A 15268-nucleotide genomic window follows, 5' to 3' on the forward strand; every position below is an offset into this window, starting at 1 on the left:
TATTAAATAATATTTTAATTTTATTAAAATTAATATTACATTTGTAAAAACAAAACTAATGAAACTACCAATAATTTGTCCAAGTTGCGATCATACTCTGAATGTAAGCCAAATGAAATGTCCTCATTGCGAAACCAATGTAAACGGGGATTATGAGCTTCCGGTCTTCCTGAAACTCAACAGAGAAGAACAGGATTTTATAATGAATTTTTTTCTTTCCAGTGGAAGCATTAAAGAAATGGCAAAACAGGCGGAACTCTCCTATCCTACCATGAGAAACAAAGTAGATGATCTGATTACCAAAATCAACGAATTAAAAAAATAAATGCACCATGAACATGAAAACTATTTTTAATCCTTTCTTGAAGTTTGATGATAAAAAACTTTTTATTGCAGGAATCGTTTCCTCCGTAATTATTTTCAGTATTTTATTTTTACTGAGATTCAGAGCAGACAGTGTATTTCATTATACCTACATTCAATCTGAAGAGACGTTAACAAAGGTAATTTTTTCTACCTTTTCAGTTTTTGCCATTTCCATCATTGTATTTTTTATTTTCGGAAAAATAATAAACAGAAAAACGAGACTCATTGACATTACAAATGCAGTTCTCATATCACAGATTCCCGGATTTTTTACAGCAGTTCCAAGTCAACTGGATATTATTCAGAATAGTAAAGATTATTTTCTAACCTCTATGGAGCTGGGTGCTGAAATACCTCCTGCTGCAATTTTGATTGTGATCAGCTTCTCTCTGTATTCTCTTGCAATGTCTGCGTATGGCATTACCCTTCTTTACAATGGTTTCAAAACTGCCACCAATCTGAAAGGCTGGGTTTATATCGTAATTTTTGCCATTATTCTTATTATCCTTATCGTACTGATGCAATTTTTAAATTAAAACAACCATGAAAACAAGATTATTTATATTTCTCATTATTCATTTCACCGGTATATTCATTTTCGCGCAGGAAATAACGGGTTCTTGGAAAGGCGAGCTCGAAATTCAAGGCAATAAACTCCCTTTAATTCTAAATATTCAAAAGGATAAAAACGAATACAAATCTACGTTGGACAGCCCATTGCAAGGCGCAGAAGGAATCCCGCTAGAGAAGACAAGCTTTACCAACAATATTCTAAGTTTTGAAAACTCAGCGATGGGTGCAAAATACAGCGGAACTTTTAAAAATAATGAAATCAACGGAACTTTTACCCAAAAAGGATTGGTTTTACCGCTCAATTTAAAACCTTTTGACAAGAGCAAAAACAAAGACAAAAGCCTTGAGTTTTTAAAACTTTCAGACACCAAAGAAAGCCTGAAAAAGATTGATGATTTTCTGGTTTATTTAGAGAAAAACAATGCTTTAGCGGGAGAAATTTCAATTTTTAAAGGAGGAAAAGAGATATACACCAATAATTTTGGCGAGAAAAACCTTCCGGATTTCAAAAATACAAATCAGACTTTCCAGATTGGTTCTATTACTAAAACCATGACGGCTATGATGATTTATAAAATGATTGAACAGAAAAAACTGAATCTTAACACCAAATTATCTCAGTTTTACCCTCAAATCCCGGATGCTGAAAAAATAGATATTTCTCAGCTTCTGCATCACAGCTCAGGTCTTGGAGACTACGTTACCGGAAAGGAAAGCAACCCGAAATGGTTAACAAACAAGGTATCTGAGCAAGATATCGTTAATAGAATTAATGAGCAAGGCACTTTGTTTGAGCCAGATTCAGACCAAAAATATTCAAACTCGGGATATTTTCTTCTGACTAAAATCTTAGAAAAAGTTTCGAAAAATACATACGCTGATAATTTAAATGAGTTCATCATTAAGCCTTTACAATTAAAAAACTTCTACACTGCATCGCAGAAACCAAACCATGTTTATCCATCTTTTTCTTTTACCACAAAATGGGAACATGTGAAAGATTTCGACTTCAACAATGTTGTTGGCGTAGGAGATATCGCAACAACACCTTATAATCTCAACCTCATTATCAATGCCTATTTTGACAAAAAGATGGTTTCCGAAAATTCGATGGTTTCAATGATTCCTACTGATGCAAGATTTGGAAGAGGATTATCAGTTGTTCCTTTTCATTCTAAAATTTTTGTAGGTCACAGTGGCGGAACTTATGGCACCAATTCGCTGATGGTTTATAATGGGGAGGACGACATTTCAATATCTTATTCCCTCAATGCAGATCGTATTGGCATTGCAGGGAATGAATTTGCTGTCGCTGTTTTCAGCATGCTTTACGGAGTAGATTACGAGCTACCGAAAATAAACTAGTAAGGTATTTTACGACAACTGAAAAAAGATGCTCCACTTAAAACATCGGCATCTTTTCACTAAAACGTCGGTATGTTTTAGGCAAAACAAACCGACGTTTTCTATAGAACTTTAGCTGTCTTTATTTTAACATTCCGGAACATTCACCGCAATTGCCAAACCACCTTCGGAAGTTTCTTTAAAACGGTCATTCATCGATAACGCAGTTTCCCACATCGTCTGTATCACCTGATCTAAACTTACTTTTGCTTTTGATGGATCGCTTTCAAGAGCAATATTGGCGGCTGTAATCGCTTTTATTGCTCCCATTGTATTTCTTTCGATACACGGAATCTGCACCAAACCTTTGATTGGATCACAGGTTAAACCTAAGTGATGTTCCATAGCAATCTCTGCCGCCATCAAAACCTGACCTACAGTTCCGCCTAAAATTTCCGTCAAACCAGCTGCTGCCATTGCTGAGGAAACCCCAACTTCTGCCTGACAACCGCCCATTGCTGCAGAAATAGTTGCGTTTTTCTTAAACAAAGTTCCGATTTCACCGGCCACTAAAATAAATCTGACAATATCGTCTTCGCTATTTGCATCGGTAAAAGCTTGAGAATACATTAAAACTGCAGGGATTACACCACTTGCTCCATTGGTAGGTGCAGTGATAATTCTTCCGAAACTTGCATTTTCTTCGTTCACCGCGAGTGCAAAACAGGAAATCCATTTATTGATATTGGTGAAATTTTCTTCTGCGTCAACGACTTGCTGAAACCATTCGTCGATGTTTTTGTAGACTTTATCTCCGAGAAGCTTACGGTTGATTCCTGCGGCACGGCGGGTTACATTGAGACCTCCTGGAAGAACTCCTTCCTTGTTGACACCTTTGTAAACACATTCTTTGATATTTTTCCAGATATTTAAAGCTTCAGAACGGGTTTCTTCCTGCGTACGCCAGCTTTCTTCGTTCATCAAAATTAAATCTGAAATTTTATTCAAACCTAAATGTTCGCAGTACTTCACAATATCCGAAGACTTGTGACACGGATATAAAGTTCTTACACACTGTTTCTCAATAGAATTTTTCTCCTGACTCATGATAAAACCTCCGCCTACAGAATAAAAATCCTGCATCAGCTCGGTTCCGTCTTCAAAAACCGCACTGAAGATCATTCCATTCGGATGATAATCAAGTGATTTGGACATATTTAAAATCAAATGATGACCGTAAATGAAGGGGATTTCTTTTTCACCACCCAGGTTTATGATCTGAGATTCTTTAATATGATTGACGATATCATCAATCTTCGTTGTATCGATGGTTTTAAAATCTTCGCCGTTTAATCCCAACATTCCGGCAATGTCGGTTCCGTGACCGATGCCTGTTTTTGCTAAAGATCCGAAAAATTCAAGAAAAACCTCTTTTACTTCGGCAACCGATCTTTCACGGTTGAGAATTCTGATAAATGCCGAAGCAGCATTCCACGGCCCCATTGTGTGGGAGCTGGAAGGCCCGATCCCGACTTTAATTATTTCAAATACAGATATTGACTCCATATAAATTTTTCAGTTTCATGAAAAGCAAATATACATTGAAAATATTATAGATGCGCAGGAATTTGAGGGTAAGGTTGAGGCTAAGGTTAAGGTTAAGGTTAAGGTTAAGGTTGAGGTTGAGGTTGAGGTTGAGGAGAGAATTAAATATAAAAAAAACAGCGGTCAAAAAAAACCACTGTTTAAGTTAAATACCAAAAAAATTACCATTTTAAACTTTCTCCGTGCTGGGAAATATCAAGACCCATTTCTTCCGAAACTTGTTTTACCCGAAGTGAAATTATTTTGTCTGTAAGTTTATAGAGCAACAACGAGCCGAAAAATGTAAAAACCGATACCAAAAGCAAAGCAATCATGTGATGGGCAAAAACCCCGATTCCTCCGTGCAGAAGACTTGCGTTTTCGCCATGAGCAAAAATAGCAGTGAGAATCATTCCCATAATTCCGCCGACACCGTGGCAGGCAAAAACATCCAGTGTATCATCTATTTTCTTTAAAGCTTTCCAATTAACCATCAAATTTGAAACAATAGCAGAAATAAAACCTATAAAAATACTTTCCTGAATAGAGACAAACCCACAGCCAGGTGTTATAGCCACCAAGCCAACAACTGCACCAATGCAAGCCCCCAGAGCAGAAACCGGACGGCAATTTAACCTGTCAAAAAAGATATAAGTCATCATTGCGGAAGCCGAAGCAATTGTTGTAGTCCCAAATGCGACCGCTGCTGTTGCATTGGCCGATAAAGCTGAACCTGCATTGAAGCCAAACCAGCCAAACCAAAGCATTCCCGTTCCTAAAATCACATAGGGAATATTTGAAGGTTCATGATGAGGATTTTTACGGTTTCCTAAAACCAAAGCTCCTGCTAAAGCGGCAAAACCGGCGCTCATGTGAACAACTGTTCCGCCTGCAAAATCTTTAATTCCGAAAAATTTATTTAAAAGTCCGTCCGGATGCCAAACCATGTGGCACAAAGGGGTGTAGATTAAAAGACTAAACAAAATCATAAAAAGCAGATAGGAAATAAAACGAACCCTTTCTGCAAAAGATCCTGTAATTAAAGCCGGAGTAATCACAGCAAATTTCATCTGAAACAAAGCAAAAAGAACAAACGGAATTGTAGAAGCCATGTCTTTGTGCGGATAGAGACTTACATTGTTGAAAAACATATAGGTGAAAGGATTTCCTATAATTCCATAATGCTCACCGTTTATTTCAAAACCGATGGATTCGCCGAACGAAAGTGAAAACCCAACGACAATCCACAGAATTGAAATCACTCCCAGAGAAATAAAACTCTGCAGCATTGTGGAGATCACATTTTTTTTACCCACCATACCGCCGTAGAAAAATGAGAGACCTGGAGTCATTAAGAGAACCAAACCAGCCGCAGCAAGAATCCAAGCAACATCAGAACCAACTATAGCAGATTCACTTAAAAAATCTCCTGTATTGGGAGCTGTAAAATCGGGACGCCAAAAAAGTCCGCCAATGGCAACGATTGAGATAATGACAAAGGAAACAATCCACTTTAAACCAACTTTCATATTTATTTTAATTTAACCCCTACAAAAATATAGATAATTTAATTAAAATAATATTAATTTTTAAAACAACCCCTTTTAATTTAATATAAAATCAAATAAAAATATTTTTTAAGAGTTCAGAAACCTCTTTATACTTAGTTGCAGGAAAAAGATGAGTCCCTCCTTTGATAATGTAATCGGGTTTTGAGTTTTTGATGGGAAAAACAATGTCACGGTCGCCCATAATCTGAATTATATTGTCTTTCTGCTCAAATTTCCATTCTGAAATCTGTTGCACAGACCATTTCAAATAATAAGGATCGGTAAATCTGAAATATTGGTTGACTTTAGGATTTTTAGGATCGAAAAACTTTCTGAAAACAGCATAGGTTTCCAAGGTTTTAATATTAAACAAACCAACGGGAAGGTATTGTGGAATTTTGGTGTACTGACCCAGTTTTATAAGTCTGGATTTTTCTTTATCTGATTTTATACTTCCCAAGATAACGGTTTTTACCGCAGGTTTAAGCCTGTTGATTTCCTGCACCATCAATCCTCCAAAGGAATAACCGAGAAGATAAAACGGTTCAGAATCATCAATATTTTCAGCCATTCTTACAACGTAATCAGCAAATTTTTCATCACGTTCAGGAATAAGCCAGTCAATTGAAATAATTTCATGCTCTTCCGGAAAAACCAGTCTTTCCAACACTTTATAATCTGCCCCTAGACCGCTGATAACGTAGATTTTCATACGAAGTTTGTATTTATAACAGCTAAAATAGAAAAAGGACTGCTCATTTAAAAGCAGTCCTTTTTAATTTATAAAAATTTTAACCTTTTATCTTGGTCTTTCGTTATCCACTTTAACAGTAGAAAGTTTAAACTGAATTTCCATTTCGTCTTTGATAAAGTGATCCTTCAAAGAAGTTTGGTAGAAAATTCTGAAATCTTTTCTGTTTAATGCAAATTTTGAAGATTCAATCTCAACTGTAAACTGAGTAACGTGCGCATTTGCAGGGAAAGAGATGGTCTTTCTGATTCCTTTGATGGTAATGTCACCTACGATTGTAGAATTGAACTCTGCATTCGCAAGAGGGATAATTTTCTTTAAATGAAATTTCGCTGTCGGGAATTTTTTTACTTCGAAAAAGTTGGTTCCTTTAAGCTCATTGGTCAGTTTCACCTGATCCGGTCCCGAAAGATCTGCCACTACAAGGCTTCTCATGTCGATAATAAACTCACCGTCGACCAAAACTGTTTTATCGAAATTAAATTTTCCGCTTTTCAGCTTTAAGCTTCCGAAATGAGTTGTAGGTGCAGTTTTCACTACTTTGCTTCCCCACCATAAGATCTCAGAAGTGACAACTTTAGAAATTTTATCTCCTTTTTTCTGAGCAAAAACAAACGACATGCTCGCACACATCATAGCAAACAATAATAATCTTTTCATTCTTTTTTATTTACAATTCAACAAAAATAAAAAAAAGCGCAGAACTTCTGCACTTTTCTCAATATTTTTTTAGATTAAATTACTTCGCACTAACTTTTACTGTCATATCAATTTCGTCATTGATCACAGAGTCTTTCATTCCTGACTGATATGCGATATCAAATTTCTGTCTGTCGAAAGAGAATTTATTTGATTCAATAGTCACTACACCATTAGTATTGGTGATTTTCGCAGGGAAAGAAATTGCATTGGTTTTACCTTTTACAGTAAGATTTCCGCCAACCACAGAGTTGTACGTTGCATCGTTATTTTTCTTTACAGAAGTGATTTTGAAAGAAGCCGTAGGGAATTTTTCAACTTCGAAGAAATCTCCGTTTTTAAGGTGACCGTTCAGTTTAGCCTGTCCTTCGCCAGAAAGATCTGTAGCATTGATAGAAGTCATATCTAAAACGAAATTTCCACCCACTACCTGATTTCCTTTCATCACGATATCTCCTGATTTTACTTTAACAGTTCCATCGTGCGAACTTGATTTAGATTTTACAACTTTATAACCCCACCAGTGAACGTCTGAAGAAACTACTTTTTTCGACTGTCCGAATGCAAGACCACTGGCCAAAACCGCAAGTAAGAATATTTTTTTCATGTTTAAATTTTAATAATTATTTTAATGCTGCAAATGTAAACAAGTGGATTTAATTTTAATCTTATCATACGGTAAGATATTGAAATTTTCTGGTATGAATATTATCATAAAAAAACTCCGGCGGAAGCCGGAGTCTGTATTTTTAATCCTGATGATAAGCGGTGTAAAGCGCGACACCATTGATGCTGGTACTGTTTGATTTCACGAGATAAATCGGGATGTTACGAAGCATGGCTTCCATTTTATCACTGATTTTAAATTTCTCATAAAACTTATCTTTATCAATATAATTGCTCACCACCTGCGGAATATCTCCTGCAAGAATTAAACCTCCGGTAGCTTTAAGTTTCAATGTTAAACTGTTGGCTTCTCTTGCCAAAAATTCAAGGAAAGTATCCAGTGCGATTTTGCAGATCATTACATCTTCTTCTGTTGCGGCTTTGTAAAGCACTTCCACGAAATCGCCTTCGTTTAATCTTTCAGAAAGTCCGTCCGGCTCAGGATGTCTTTTCACGTCTCTTAAAAATCTGTAGATATTGAATAAACCTGCTTTAGACAGGACATTTTCCCAGCTTACGATTCCGTAAAGATTATTTAAAAACTGGTAAAACTCGACTTCAATAGTTGTACGTGGAGAAAATTCTGAATGACCTCCTTCTGTGGCAAAAGGTCTAAGATATTTTCCGTCGAAGAAGTAACCTGCTTCACCCAATCCGTTTCCTGGAGCGATGATGGCAACGTTTCCGCTTTCAAGATGACCTCCCGATCTGATATCTTCAAGTTCTGAATCTTCCAGAAGACCGATACCGTAAGCTGCTGCTTCCTGGTCATTCAGCATCTTTACTTCTTTAAATCCGAATTCGTTTTTAAAGTCTTCCACATCAAGATTCCACCCTAGTCTTTCTGGGTTACTTTTACCGTTTAAAACAGGTCCTGGTACAGAAATTCCGAATCTGTCTATTTGAGTTAAAGAATTTTCTGTAATAAAATCCGTTACAATCGCGTTAAGAGTAGGATAATCTTTAGTAATATATTTTTTCTGAATTTTAATATCTAAGCCTTCACGTCCCGAAACATAGTAAGCAAGTACCGTTTCATCCTCACGAAGATTGGCTCCCAATATAGTCAAATTCTCATTTCTGGTATTTTTTACTCCCGGCAAATAGAGCGGAAATTTCGGATTTAAGTTCATAATCGCAAATTTTAGTAAATATAATAATTGTTTTGGTATTTCTGAAAAGATAAAAGAAAACCTTTTCAAAAATAAGAAAAGGCTTGTTTTTTAAACAGTTAATTATTTGTAAATTAATTTCCGAGAGGAATGTTGTAAGAAAATCCCGCTCCGATACTTCCTACATTATAATCCTGCCCGGCAAGATCACCATTGTTTCCTGCAAAAACTTTCTGATATTGAAGGAAGAAATTCCAGTCTCTGTTATGGTAACCCAACTCTGGTTTTAGGTAAAAACCTCCGTCTGGTCTTTCTGTAGCAAAACCTGCAGCTACATTTTTGTCACCTACAAGGAAACCGTAACCTAAATCAGCTCCAAAATAAAATCCGGTTTGCTTAGGATAAATTCTGAAAAGTGCCGCTACCGGAACAACACCTACATCATTATTATTGTAACCGTTATTTTCTTTTCCGAAATAGTGAGTATATCCTGTTGCGATACCCAAACCAAAACCTGGTGTAATCAAATTCTGATAAGCTACATCTACCCCAACAGCCATAGAAGCATTGTCCTGAGGAACAGCAACACCTACAGTCGCTCCCACTTTAATCATGTTATTCATTGCCTTGTCCTGTGCACTTACTAAACCGGCAGTTAAAAATGCTGCCGCAGCGATAGTTTGTTTCAACGTTTTCATAATAATGAATTTTAAATTTTACTGATGGGAAACTGTAAAAATTATGCCAAATAGATTTTTCGAATGTAAAATTGATTCAAAATGGAAGAATATCGATGGTTTACAACGGTTTAAAATTTAACTCAAATAAAAAATTATGATCAAACAAATTGTAAAATTTAACCTTTGCTAACGGTTATTTGGTACAAAAATTACTGCTTACAATCAGTTCTATTGTTTCTCTTCTCTAAATATTTATAAATCATGAGTGAGCTAAATTTCATCAATAATAAACATCTTCTTTGGCGTGCGGGTTTTGGAATTGGGCTTTCTCAGGTTTCAAATCTCAGAAAGGCGAATCGAAAAGACATTTTAAAATCACTTTTTACGGAAGTTGATTCTCAAAACATTGAATACACGACAGCAGATATCGAACCACCCGATTACATTGCATCCAAAGCTACAGCAGAAATGCGAAAAGAAATTCAAAAAACCAATAATCAGCAGAATCAGGAGCTTAACCTTAATTTTTTAGATAAAATGGTCAACTCAAAATCTCAGCTTCAGGAAAAGATGGCTTTCTTTTGGCATGGGCATTTCGCAACGAGAATTAACAATCCGAAATTCAATAAACATCAGCTGAATATTATCAGAAAAAATGCTTTAGGCAATTTCAAAAATCTGCTTTTTGAAGTGAGTAAATCACCAGCGATGCTAAACTTTCTGAACAATCAACAAAACAAAAAGGATCATCCCAATGAAAATTTTGCGCGTGAAGTTTTGGAACTTTTCACAATGGGAATTGGAAATTATACCGAAACCGACATCCGTGAAGCCGCAAGAGCTTTTACCGGATTGGGTTATGACAAAGAGGGAAATTTTATTGAAAGACCTAAACAACATGATGAAGGTTCTAAAACTTTTCTAGGGAAAACAGGAAATTTCTCCGGTGATGATGTTTTAAATATCATTTTAGAACAGAAAGCAACGGCGAAATTTATCACCACAAAAATCTATAAGTTTTTTGTGAATGAAAAAGCTGATGAAGATATAATTTTTGATTTGAGTGAGATCTTTTATAAGTCGGGATACAACATCAAAATACTGATGTATGAAATTTTCAATAGCTACTGGTTTTATGATCCCAAAAATATTGGCAACAGAATAAAATCGCCCACAGAATTGATGGTTGGAATGATGAGAATTCTTCCGATGAACATTCAAAACCCTGAAAATCTTGTGGTTTATCAGAAACTTTTAGGACAAACCCTTCTTGCTCCTCCCAACGTTGCTGGTTGGCCCAACGGAAAATCATGGATTGACAGTTCGACTTTAATGTTGAGGCTTCAGATTCCACAGATTTGGTCAGGATTAAGACCTTTAGATGTATCGCCACGGGAAGATGACGATGTTGATATGGGTATGAAATCACGGGAAGCTTTGAAAAAATCATTTAAAAACCCTAACATTACCATCGACTGGCAGAAAGTAGAAAAAGCGTTTAACAAAAAAGATTGTGAAGATTTTTTAATCATCAATTCTGAAAAACTCAATATGAATTCTGTGCAGAATTTTTCAGACAAAAGCATTAAAATGAATATCATCAACCTTATGTCAACTCCGGAATATCAGTTGATGTAGGATGATAGAAGTTAGAAGATGGAAGATGGAAGTAAAAAAAACAACCTTAACCTCAACCTCAACCTAAATAAAAAAGTCATGATTATAAAAAGAAGAGAATTCCTCAAGATAAGTTCGCTTGCTACCGCTTCCTTTCTGATGCCGAATTTCCTTAAGGCGATGACGCTTGACGAAGCACTGAATCCGAGCCAAAAAATATTGATTGTTTTACAGTTTGACGGAGGAAATGATGGTTTAAATACGATTATTCCGACCAGAAATGACATTTATTTTAAAGAAAGAGATACCATTGCCATTAAAGATTCTTTAGTTTTAAATGACGAAACAGGAATCAATCCTGCCCTATCCTATTTTAAAGAACTTCATGATAACGGCGAATTATCGGTTTTAAATAACGTCGGCTATCCCGATCCTAACAAATCGCATTTCCGAAGCATGGACATCTGGCATTCTGCAAGTAAAAGTGATGAATATCTGGAAACAGGCTGGCTTGGAAGATTTCTGGATGAAGAATGCTACAAATGCGAGCATCCCACACAAGCTTTGGAGGTTGACGACATGCTAAGTTTGGCTCTAAAAGGCGATAACAATAAGGCTTTTGCCTTTAAAGATCCCAAAAAATTATACCAGACGAGTCAGGAAAAATATTTTAAATCTTTATACGAACAAGACCATCACCACGACGATGAAACCGTTTCTTATTTATACCAGACTTTAGGTTCCACCATCAACAACGCCGATTATATTTTTGAAAAAAGCAAAGCTAAAAAATCAACTCAGGAATATCCGAATTCCAAACTTGGGAAAGATTTCAAAACTGTTGCTTCCTTAATAAAATCTGACATTAATACTCAGGTGTATTACCTGTCCATCGGAAGTTTTGACACCCATGTGAATCAAAATGAAAGACAGCAGAAACTTTTTGGAGAAATTAATGATGCAGTAAAATCCTTCGTCGCAGACATGAAAAACAACGGACTTTTTCAGGATATTTTACTGATGACTTTCTCAGAATTCGGACGGAGAGTTTCCCAAAATGCTAGCAAAGGCACCGATCACGGAACGGCAAACCAGATGTTTTTTATCAGCGGAGGTTTAAAAAAGAAAGGAATTTTAAATCCGCTTCCCGATTTGGAGAATTTGAATGAAGGAGATTTAATTTACACCGAAGATTTCAGAAAAGTGTACGCGACCGTTCTCAAAAACTGGCTGCAGGCTGACTCCTCGAAAGTTTTGGGCTGGAAAAATGGGGTTTATGATTTTATTTAAAAGTAAAAGAGACCGCAAAATGCAGTCTCTTGATTTTTAGCTATGCCCGATTGGTTCAGGTGTTTGTGGCTTTGGTTGCGGAGAACTTCTCTGATCGATTTTTTCGGATACTTTCTTGATAATAAATTCGATCACAATCGGTACCACTATCGCCAATGCAGCTTTTAATATTCTGGATTTCATAATACTTTATTTTCAAAATTGAATTACAAGTTTTAAGCCATAATTCTTTTAATTACGACAAATCTTTCCATTCCATTTTACAAATTACAATAGCTTATCTTTGCAGTAAATATCTATTTATGTCATTTGAATCTCTGGGATTATCACACAACATCATTAAATCTGTCAACAAACTGGGTTACCTCAAGCCGTTTCCAATTCAGGAGCAGGCTGTACCAGTCATTTTACAGGGTAAAGATTTGATGGGGATCGCCCAGACAGGTTCAGGAAAAACCGCTTCGTTTGTGATGCCAATTCTGGAAAAATTACAGAATGAAGAAGTGAAAAAAGACCGTAATATTCAGGTTTTGATCTTGGTTCCAACACGTGAACTTGCGATTCAGATTGATGAAGTTTTCAGGGCTTTTACAGAAAATTTAAAGCGTGAAATCAGAACAATGGCAGTCTACGGAGGAGTTTCCATCAACCCACAAATGAAAGGAATGTTTGGCGTGGAAGTTTTGATTGCTACTCCAGGTCGTTTGCTGGATTTAATTGACCATAAAGCTTTAAGTATTTCAACCATAAAACATTTGGTTATTGATGAAGCCGATAAAATGTTTCAGCTTGGTTTTGGGGAGGAAATGAATAAACTTTTTGCGATGATGCCTGTCGCCAAACAAACCACTCTGTTTTCAGCGACTTTAAATGACAAAGTTTCTGAAATGAAGGAACGACTTTCAATCAATCCGACAATTATTGAAATTAAAAAAGAGGAAGTTGAAATTGAAAACATCGAGCAGCTTGCCTATCACGTTTCTCCTGAAAACAAAGGTCCTTTCCTGCGTTATTTAATTAAAGAAAAAAAGGTTGAGAAAGCTCTGATATTTGTTTCATCGACAAGATCTGCCGATAATCTGGTTGAAAAACTGAAGAAAAATAAAATAAAAGCCGTTGCCATCCACAGTCAGAAATCTCAGGGGGCAAGACGAAATAATCTGGAAGAATTCAAAGTTAACGGAGCTCAGATTTTGGTTGCTACAGACTTAATCGGTCGTGGAATTCACATTGATGATTTGCCGTGCGTTATCAATTACGAATTACCAAGATCGCCTTTAGATTACATCCACCGAATCGGTAGAACCGGACGTGCCGGCGAAAAAGGAACCGCCATCAGTATTTTGACAGATGATGAACTGCAACATTTCAGGGTAATTCAGAAAAAGATGGGTAAAAAAGTAACTTTACAAAGAACAGAAGGCACCGATCTTCACGGATACTAAAAGCTATTCTGCGTTTTCATCCGGATTAGAATGGTAGTTTCTAAAAGCTTTACTGATGCTTTTGGAAATTCTCTGCTTTAATTTTCGGGGTGCCAAAACCGTAAGAAACTCTCCCATTCCCAAAATCATTCTTTCCAGCTCAAAATTGAGCTGCACACAGATTTTAAAAGTAGTTCCGTTTTCGTCTTCACTCACAATCTCCTGAGAATGGTGAAACGGTTTGGTTTTCACGTAAGGCGCGTGCTCCGAAGTCACTACAAAAATAACATTCTGACCCCGCTGATTGGGTGAAACCGTTGCTCCGATAATTTCAGAAAAGTAAAGGTCTGCATCAAGATCAATGTCGTGGTACTGAATTTTGTCTTCAACTACAATCTCTTCCATCCTGTCGAGCGCGAGATTCATCAGTTTCTGCTTGTGCCAGCACACCAAAAACCAACGGTTATTATATTCTTTTAGCAACTGCGGGTGAACCAGGTAGTAATTAGATTCTCTGGCTTTAAAACTTTTATAACATATTTTTAAAACCTTTTTATTCAGAATACTTTCGTACAAAATATCTATATGTTCCAGACCTTTCAGATTTTCATTTTTATCTAAATGAATAATCGATTTCTGTTTTGTCGAATGAATAGAATCTTCCAGTTTCTGAATCACTCCATTCATCTCCTTAAACATCGAAAAATCTTTAAACTGCTTGAGAATCTGTATCGCATTATTCATTGTTTTCAAATCATTTTCATTCACTGAAATCTGATGAATGCTGTAATCAGGATCGCTGTAACGATAGTATCTCCTTTCATAAACCTCAATCGGTGCTTCATAACCGAATTTTTCACTCCGCATATTCTGCAAATCAAGCTGAACCGTCCGCTTACTCACAAAAGATTCTTTCCCTTCAAACTCAAACAAAGCTTCAGAACATTCATCCATCAAATCTTCCAGAGTATATTTTTTATACTTATTCTTCAGACATTTATCTAAAGTTTTGTAGCGGATGAGGGCGTTTTTGTTGGATGACATAAATTGAGGTTAAGGTTAAGGTTAAGGTTAAGGTTGAAAATAGATTTGAATTAAGATTAAAATGGAAAAAGTGTAACAATTCCCCTCCTCTGGAAATCGAGGAACGAGATTCGCCGAATCATTTTAAAAATAAAAAACATTGAGGCACTGGTGGCGAAAAATCTTAGATTTTTTGACGGGGTGGTTACACGAATCATTCCACAAAGCTGAGGCAGTACATCGTCCATCATTCCCACTCTTCTCCCGTAATTGTTTTAAAAAAAACATCTGTAGAATACGTCTCACTTTCAAACACAAAGCTTTTTAAAAATGGATTTACTTCAACTTCATAATATTTTGAACCATCCGGATAAATTCTGAACTTAATTTTCAAAACTTCTCCGTCAACCTCTTCCATATGATCAAGATTAAAAATCGTAATCACGGGAATAATCTCTTCTCCAGTCAATGCATTTTCAATTCCGAAACCATTAATCCATAGTGACATTCTGAATTCATTTAAATCTGTAATAAGTTTAAAATTCCCATTACAAACCAATTTTTCTTTTCTGTATTGCATGATTAGTGT

General features: G+C 36.1%; 16 protein-coding genes. 6 read left to right on the forward strand and 10 right to left on the reverse strand.

All coding sequences use genetic code 11. The features are described 5' to 3' along the window. Positions 1-58 precede the first annotated feature (58 nt). The 3 genes from AC2A1G_RS11925 to AC2A1G_RS11935 are packed head-to-tail and all read left to right on the forward strand — an operon-like array spanning position 59 to position 2304. Complete coding sequence (locus AC2A1G_RS11925) at positions 59-325, forward strand: DUF2089 family protein (RefSeq protein WP_484047137.1); 267 nt, start codon at positions 59-61, stop codon at positions 323-325. A 13-nt stretch (positions 326-338) separates the two neighbouring features. After that, the gene (locus AC2A1G_RS11930) at positions 339-902 is read left to right on the forward strand and encodes a YIP1 family protein (RefSeq protein WP_484047138.1); all 564 of its coding nucleotides are present in this window, start codon (positions 339-341) and stop codon (positions 900-902) included. Positions 903-909: 7 nt separating this feature from the next. Beyond that, the gene (locus AC2A1G_RS11935; RefSeq protein WP_484047139.1) at positions 910-2304 is read left to right on the forward strand and encodes a serine hydrolase domain-containing protein; all 1395 of its coding nucleotides are present in this window, start codon (positions 910-912) and stop codon (positions 2302-2304) included. 126 nt (positions 2305-2430) lie between these two features. Here the strand turns inward: AC2A1G_RS11935 and AC2A1G_RS11940 are convergent, their stop codons facing one another. The 7 genes from AC2A1G_RS11940 to AC2A1G_RS11970 form a co-directional block, all read right to left on the reverse strand. After that, the gene (locus tag AC2A1G_RS11940) at positions 2431-3849 is read right to left on the reverse strand and encodes an L-serine ammonia-lyase (protein WP_484047140.1); all 1419 of its coding nucleotides are present in this window, start codon (positions 3847-3849) and stop codon (positions 2431-2433) included. 200 nt (positions 3850-4049) lie between these two features. Further along, a complete protein-coding gene (locus AC2A1G_RS11945) occupies positions 4050-5396 on the reverse strand; it encodes an ammonium transporter (RefSeq protein ID WP_484047141.1) in 1347 nt (448 codons plus the stop codon). 91 nt (positions 5397-5487) lie between these two features. Beyond that, positions 5488-6129 carry an alpha/beta hydrolase family protein gene (locus AC2A1G_RS11950; RefSeq protein WP_484047142.1) on the reverse strand — a complete coding sequence of 214 codons (642 nt, stop codon included), beginning with the start codon at positions 6127-6129 and terminating at the stop codon, positions 5488-5490. Positions 6130-6216: 87 nt separating this feature from the next. Next, complete coding sequence (locus tag AC2A1G_RS11955; protein ID WP_484047143.1) at positions 6217-6828, reverse strand: YceI family protein; 612 nt, start codon at positions 6826-6828, stop codon at positions 6217-6219. 79 nt (positions 6829-6907) lie between these two features. Beyond that, on the reverse strand, positions 6908-7474 hold the full coding sequence (locus AC2A1G_RS11960; RefSeq protein WP_484047144.1) for a YceI family protein: 567 nt from the start codon (positions 7472-7474) through the stop codon (positions 6908-6910). 142 nt (positions 7475-7616) lie between these two features. After that, positions 7617-8666 carry a glucokinase gene (locus AC2A1G_RS11965; RefSeq protein WP_484047145.1) on the reverse strand — a complete coding sequence of 350 codons (1050 nt, stop codon included), beginning with the start codon at positions 8664-8666 and terminating at the stop codon, positions 7617-7619. Positions 8667-8779: 113 nt separating this feature from the next. Further along, on the reverse strand, positions 8780-9343 hold the full coding sequence (locus AC2A1G_RS11970) for a hypothetical protein (protein WP_484047146.1): 564 nt from the start codon (positions 9341-9343) through the stop codon (positions 8780-8782). 243 nt (positions 9344-9586) lie between these two features. Here AC2A1G_RS11970 and AC2A1G_RS11975 point away from each other — a divergent pair, with 243 nt between their 5' ends. Then, positions 9587-10963: a DUF1800 domain-containing protein gene (locus tag AC2A1G_RS11975; protein WP_484047147.1), complete on the forward strand. Its 1377-nt coding sequence runs from the start codon at positions 9587-9589 to the stop codon at positions 10961-10963. Between the two features lie 78 nt (positions 10964-11041). Next, entirely contained in the window at positions 11042-12232 is a 1191-nt protein-coding gene (locus AC2A1G_RS11980) for a DUF1501 domain-containing protein (protein WP_484047148.1), read from the forward strand. A gap of 36 nt (positions 12233-12268) precedes the next feature. Here AC2A1G_RS11980 and AC2A1G_RS11985 read toward each other — a convergent pair whose 3' ends face one another. Then, positions 12269-12415 carry a hypothetical protein gene (locus AC2A1G_RS11985; RefSeq protein ID WP_484047149.1) on the reverse strand — a complete coding sequence of 49 codons (147 nt, stop codon included), beginning with the start codon at positions 12413-12415 and terminating at the stop codon, positions 12269-12271. A 119-nt stretch (positions 12416-12534) separates the two neighbouring features. Here AC2A1G_RS11985 and AC2A1G_RS11990 point away from each other — a divergent pair, with 119 nt between their 5' ends. Continuing rightward, entirely contained in the window at positions 12535-13677 is a 1143-nt protein-coding gene (locus AC2A1G_RS11990) for a DEAD/DEAH box helicase (protein ID WP_484047150.1), read from the forward strand. Between the two features lie 3 nt (positions 13678-13680). Here the strand turns inward: AC2A1G_RS11990 and AC2A1G_RS11995 are convergent, their stop codons facing one another. After that, complete coding sequence (locus AC2A1G_RS11995; protein WP_484047151.1) at positions 13681-14700, reverse strand: helix-turn-helix transcriptional regulator; 1020 nt, start codon at positions 14698-14700, stop codon at positions 13681-13683. A 226-nt stretch (positions 14701-14926) separates the two neighbouring features. Beyond that, positions 14927-15259 carry a hypothetical protein gene (locus AC2A1G_RS12000; protein ID WP_484047152.1) on the reverse strand — a complete coding sequence of 111 codons (333 nt, stop codon included), beginning with the start codon at positions 15257-15259 and terminating at the stop codon, positions 14927-14929. Between the last annotated feature and the right edge of the window lie 9 nt (positions 15260-15268).

This window comes from Chryseobacterium sp. HNCC26DJ240, from assembly GCF_057180485.1.

Excerpts from the sequence above, each read along its gene's own strand:
- AC2A1G_RS11925 (WP_484047137.1), top strand. The coding sequence starts at position 59 with ATGAAACTACCAATAATTTGTCCAAGTTGCGATCATACTCTGAATGTA.
- AC2A1G_RS11930 (WP_484047138.1), top strand. The coding sequence starts at position 339 with ATGAAAACTATTTTTAATCCTTTCTTGAAGTTTGATGATAAAAAACTT.
- AC2A1G_RS11935 (WP_484047139.1), top strand. The coding sequence starts at position 910 with ATGAAAACAAGATTATTTATATTTCTCATTATTCATTTCACCGGTATA.
- AC2A1G_RS11940 (WP_484047140.1), bottom strand. The coding sequence starts at position 3,849 with ATGGAGTCAATATCTGTATTTGAAATAATTAAAGTCGGGATCGGGCCT.
- AC2A1G_RS11945 (WP_484047141.1), bottom strand. The coding sequence starts at position 5,396 with ATGAAAGTTGGTTTAAAGTGGATTGTTTCCTTTGTCATTATCTCAATC.
- AC2A1G_RS11950 (WP_484047142.1), bottom strand. The coding sequence starts at position 6,129 with ATGAAAATCTACGTTATCAGCGGTCTAGGGGCAGATTATAAAGTGTTG.
- AC2A1G_RS11955 (WP_484047143.1), bottom strand. The coding sequence starts at position 6,828 with ATGAAAAGATTATTATTGTTTGCTATGATGTGTGCGAGCATGTCGTTT.
- AC2A1G_RS11960 (WP_484047144.1), bottom strand. The coding sequence starts at position 7,474 with ATGAAAAAAATATTCTTACTTGCGGTTTTGGCCAGTGGTCTTGCATTC.
- AC2A1G_RS11965 (WP_484047145.1), bottom strand. The coding sequence starts at position 8,666 with ATGAACTTAAATCCGAAATTTCCGCTCTATTTGCCGGGAGTAAAAAAT.
- AC2A1G_RS11970 (WP_484047146.1), bottom strand. The coding sequence starts at position 9,343 with ATGAAAACGTTGAAACAAACTATCGCTGCGGCAGCATTTTTAACTGCC.
- AC2A1G_RS11975 (WP_484047147.1), top strand. The coding sequence starts at position 9,587 with ATGAGTGAGCTAAATTTCATCAATAATAAACATCTTCTTTGGCGTGCG.
- AC2A1G_RS11980 (WP_484047148.1), top strand. The coding sequence starts at position 11,042 with ATGATTATAAAAAGAAGAGAATTCCTCAAGATAAGTTCGCTTGCTACC.
- AC2A1G_RS11985 (WP_484047149.1), bottom strand. The coding sequence starts at position 12,415 with ATGAAATCCAGAATATTAAAAGCTGCATTGGCGATAGTGGTACCGATT.
- AC2A1G_RS11990 (WP_484047150.1), top strand. The coding sequence starts at position 12,535 with ATGTCATTTGAATCTCTGGGATTATCACACAACATCATTAAATCTGTC.
- AC2A1G_RS11995 (WP_484047151.1), bottom strand. The coding sequence starts at position 14,700 with ATGTCATCCAACAAAAACGCCCTCATCCGCTACAAAACTTTAGATAAA.
- AC2A1G_RS12000 (WP_484047152.1), bottom strand. The coding sequence starts at position 15,259 with ATGCAATACAGAAAAGAAAAATTGGTTTGTAATGGGAATTTTAAACTT.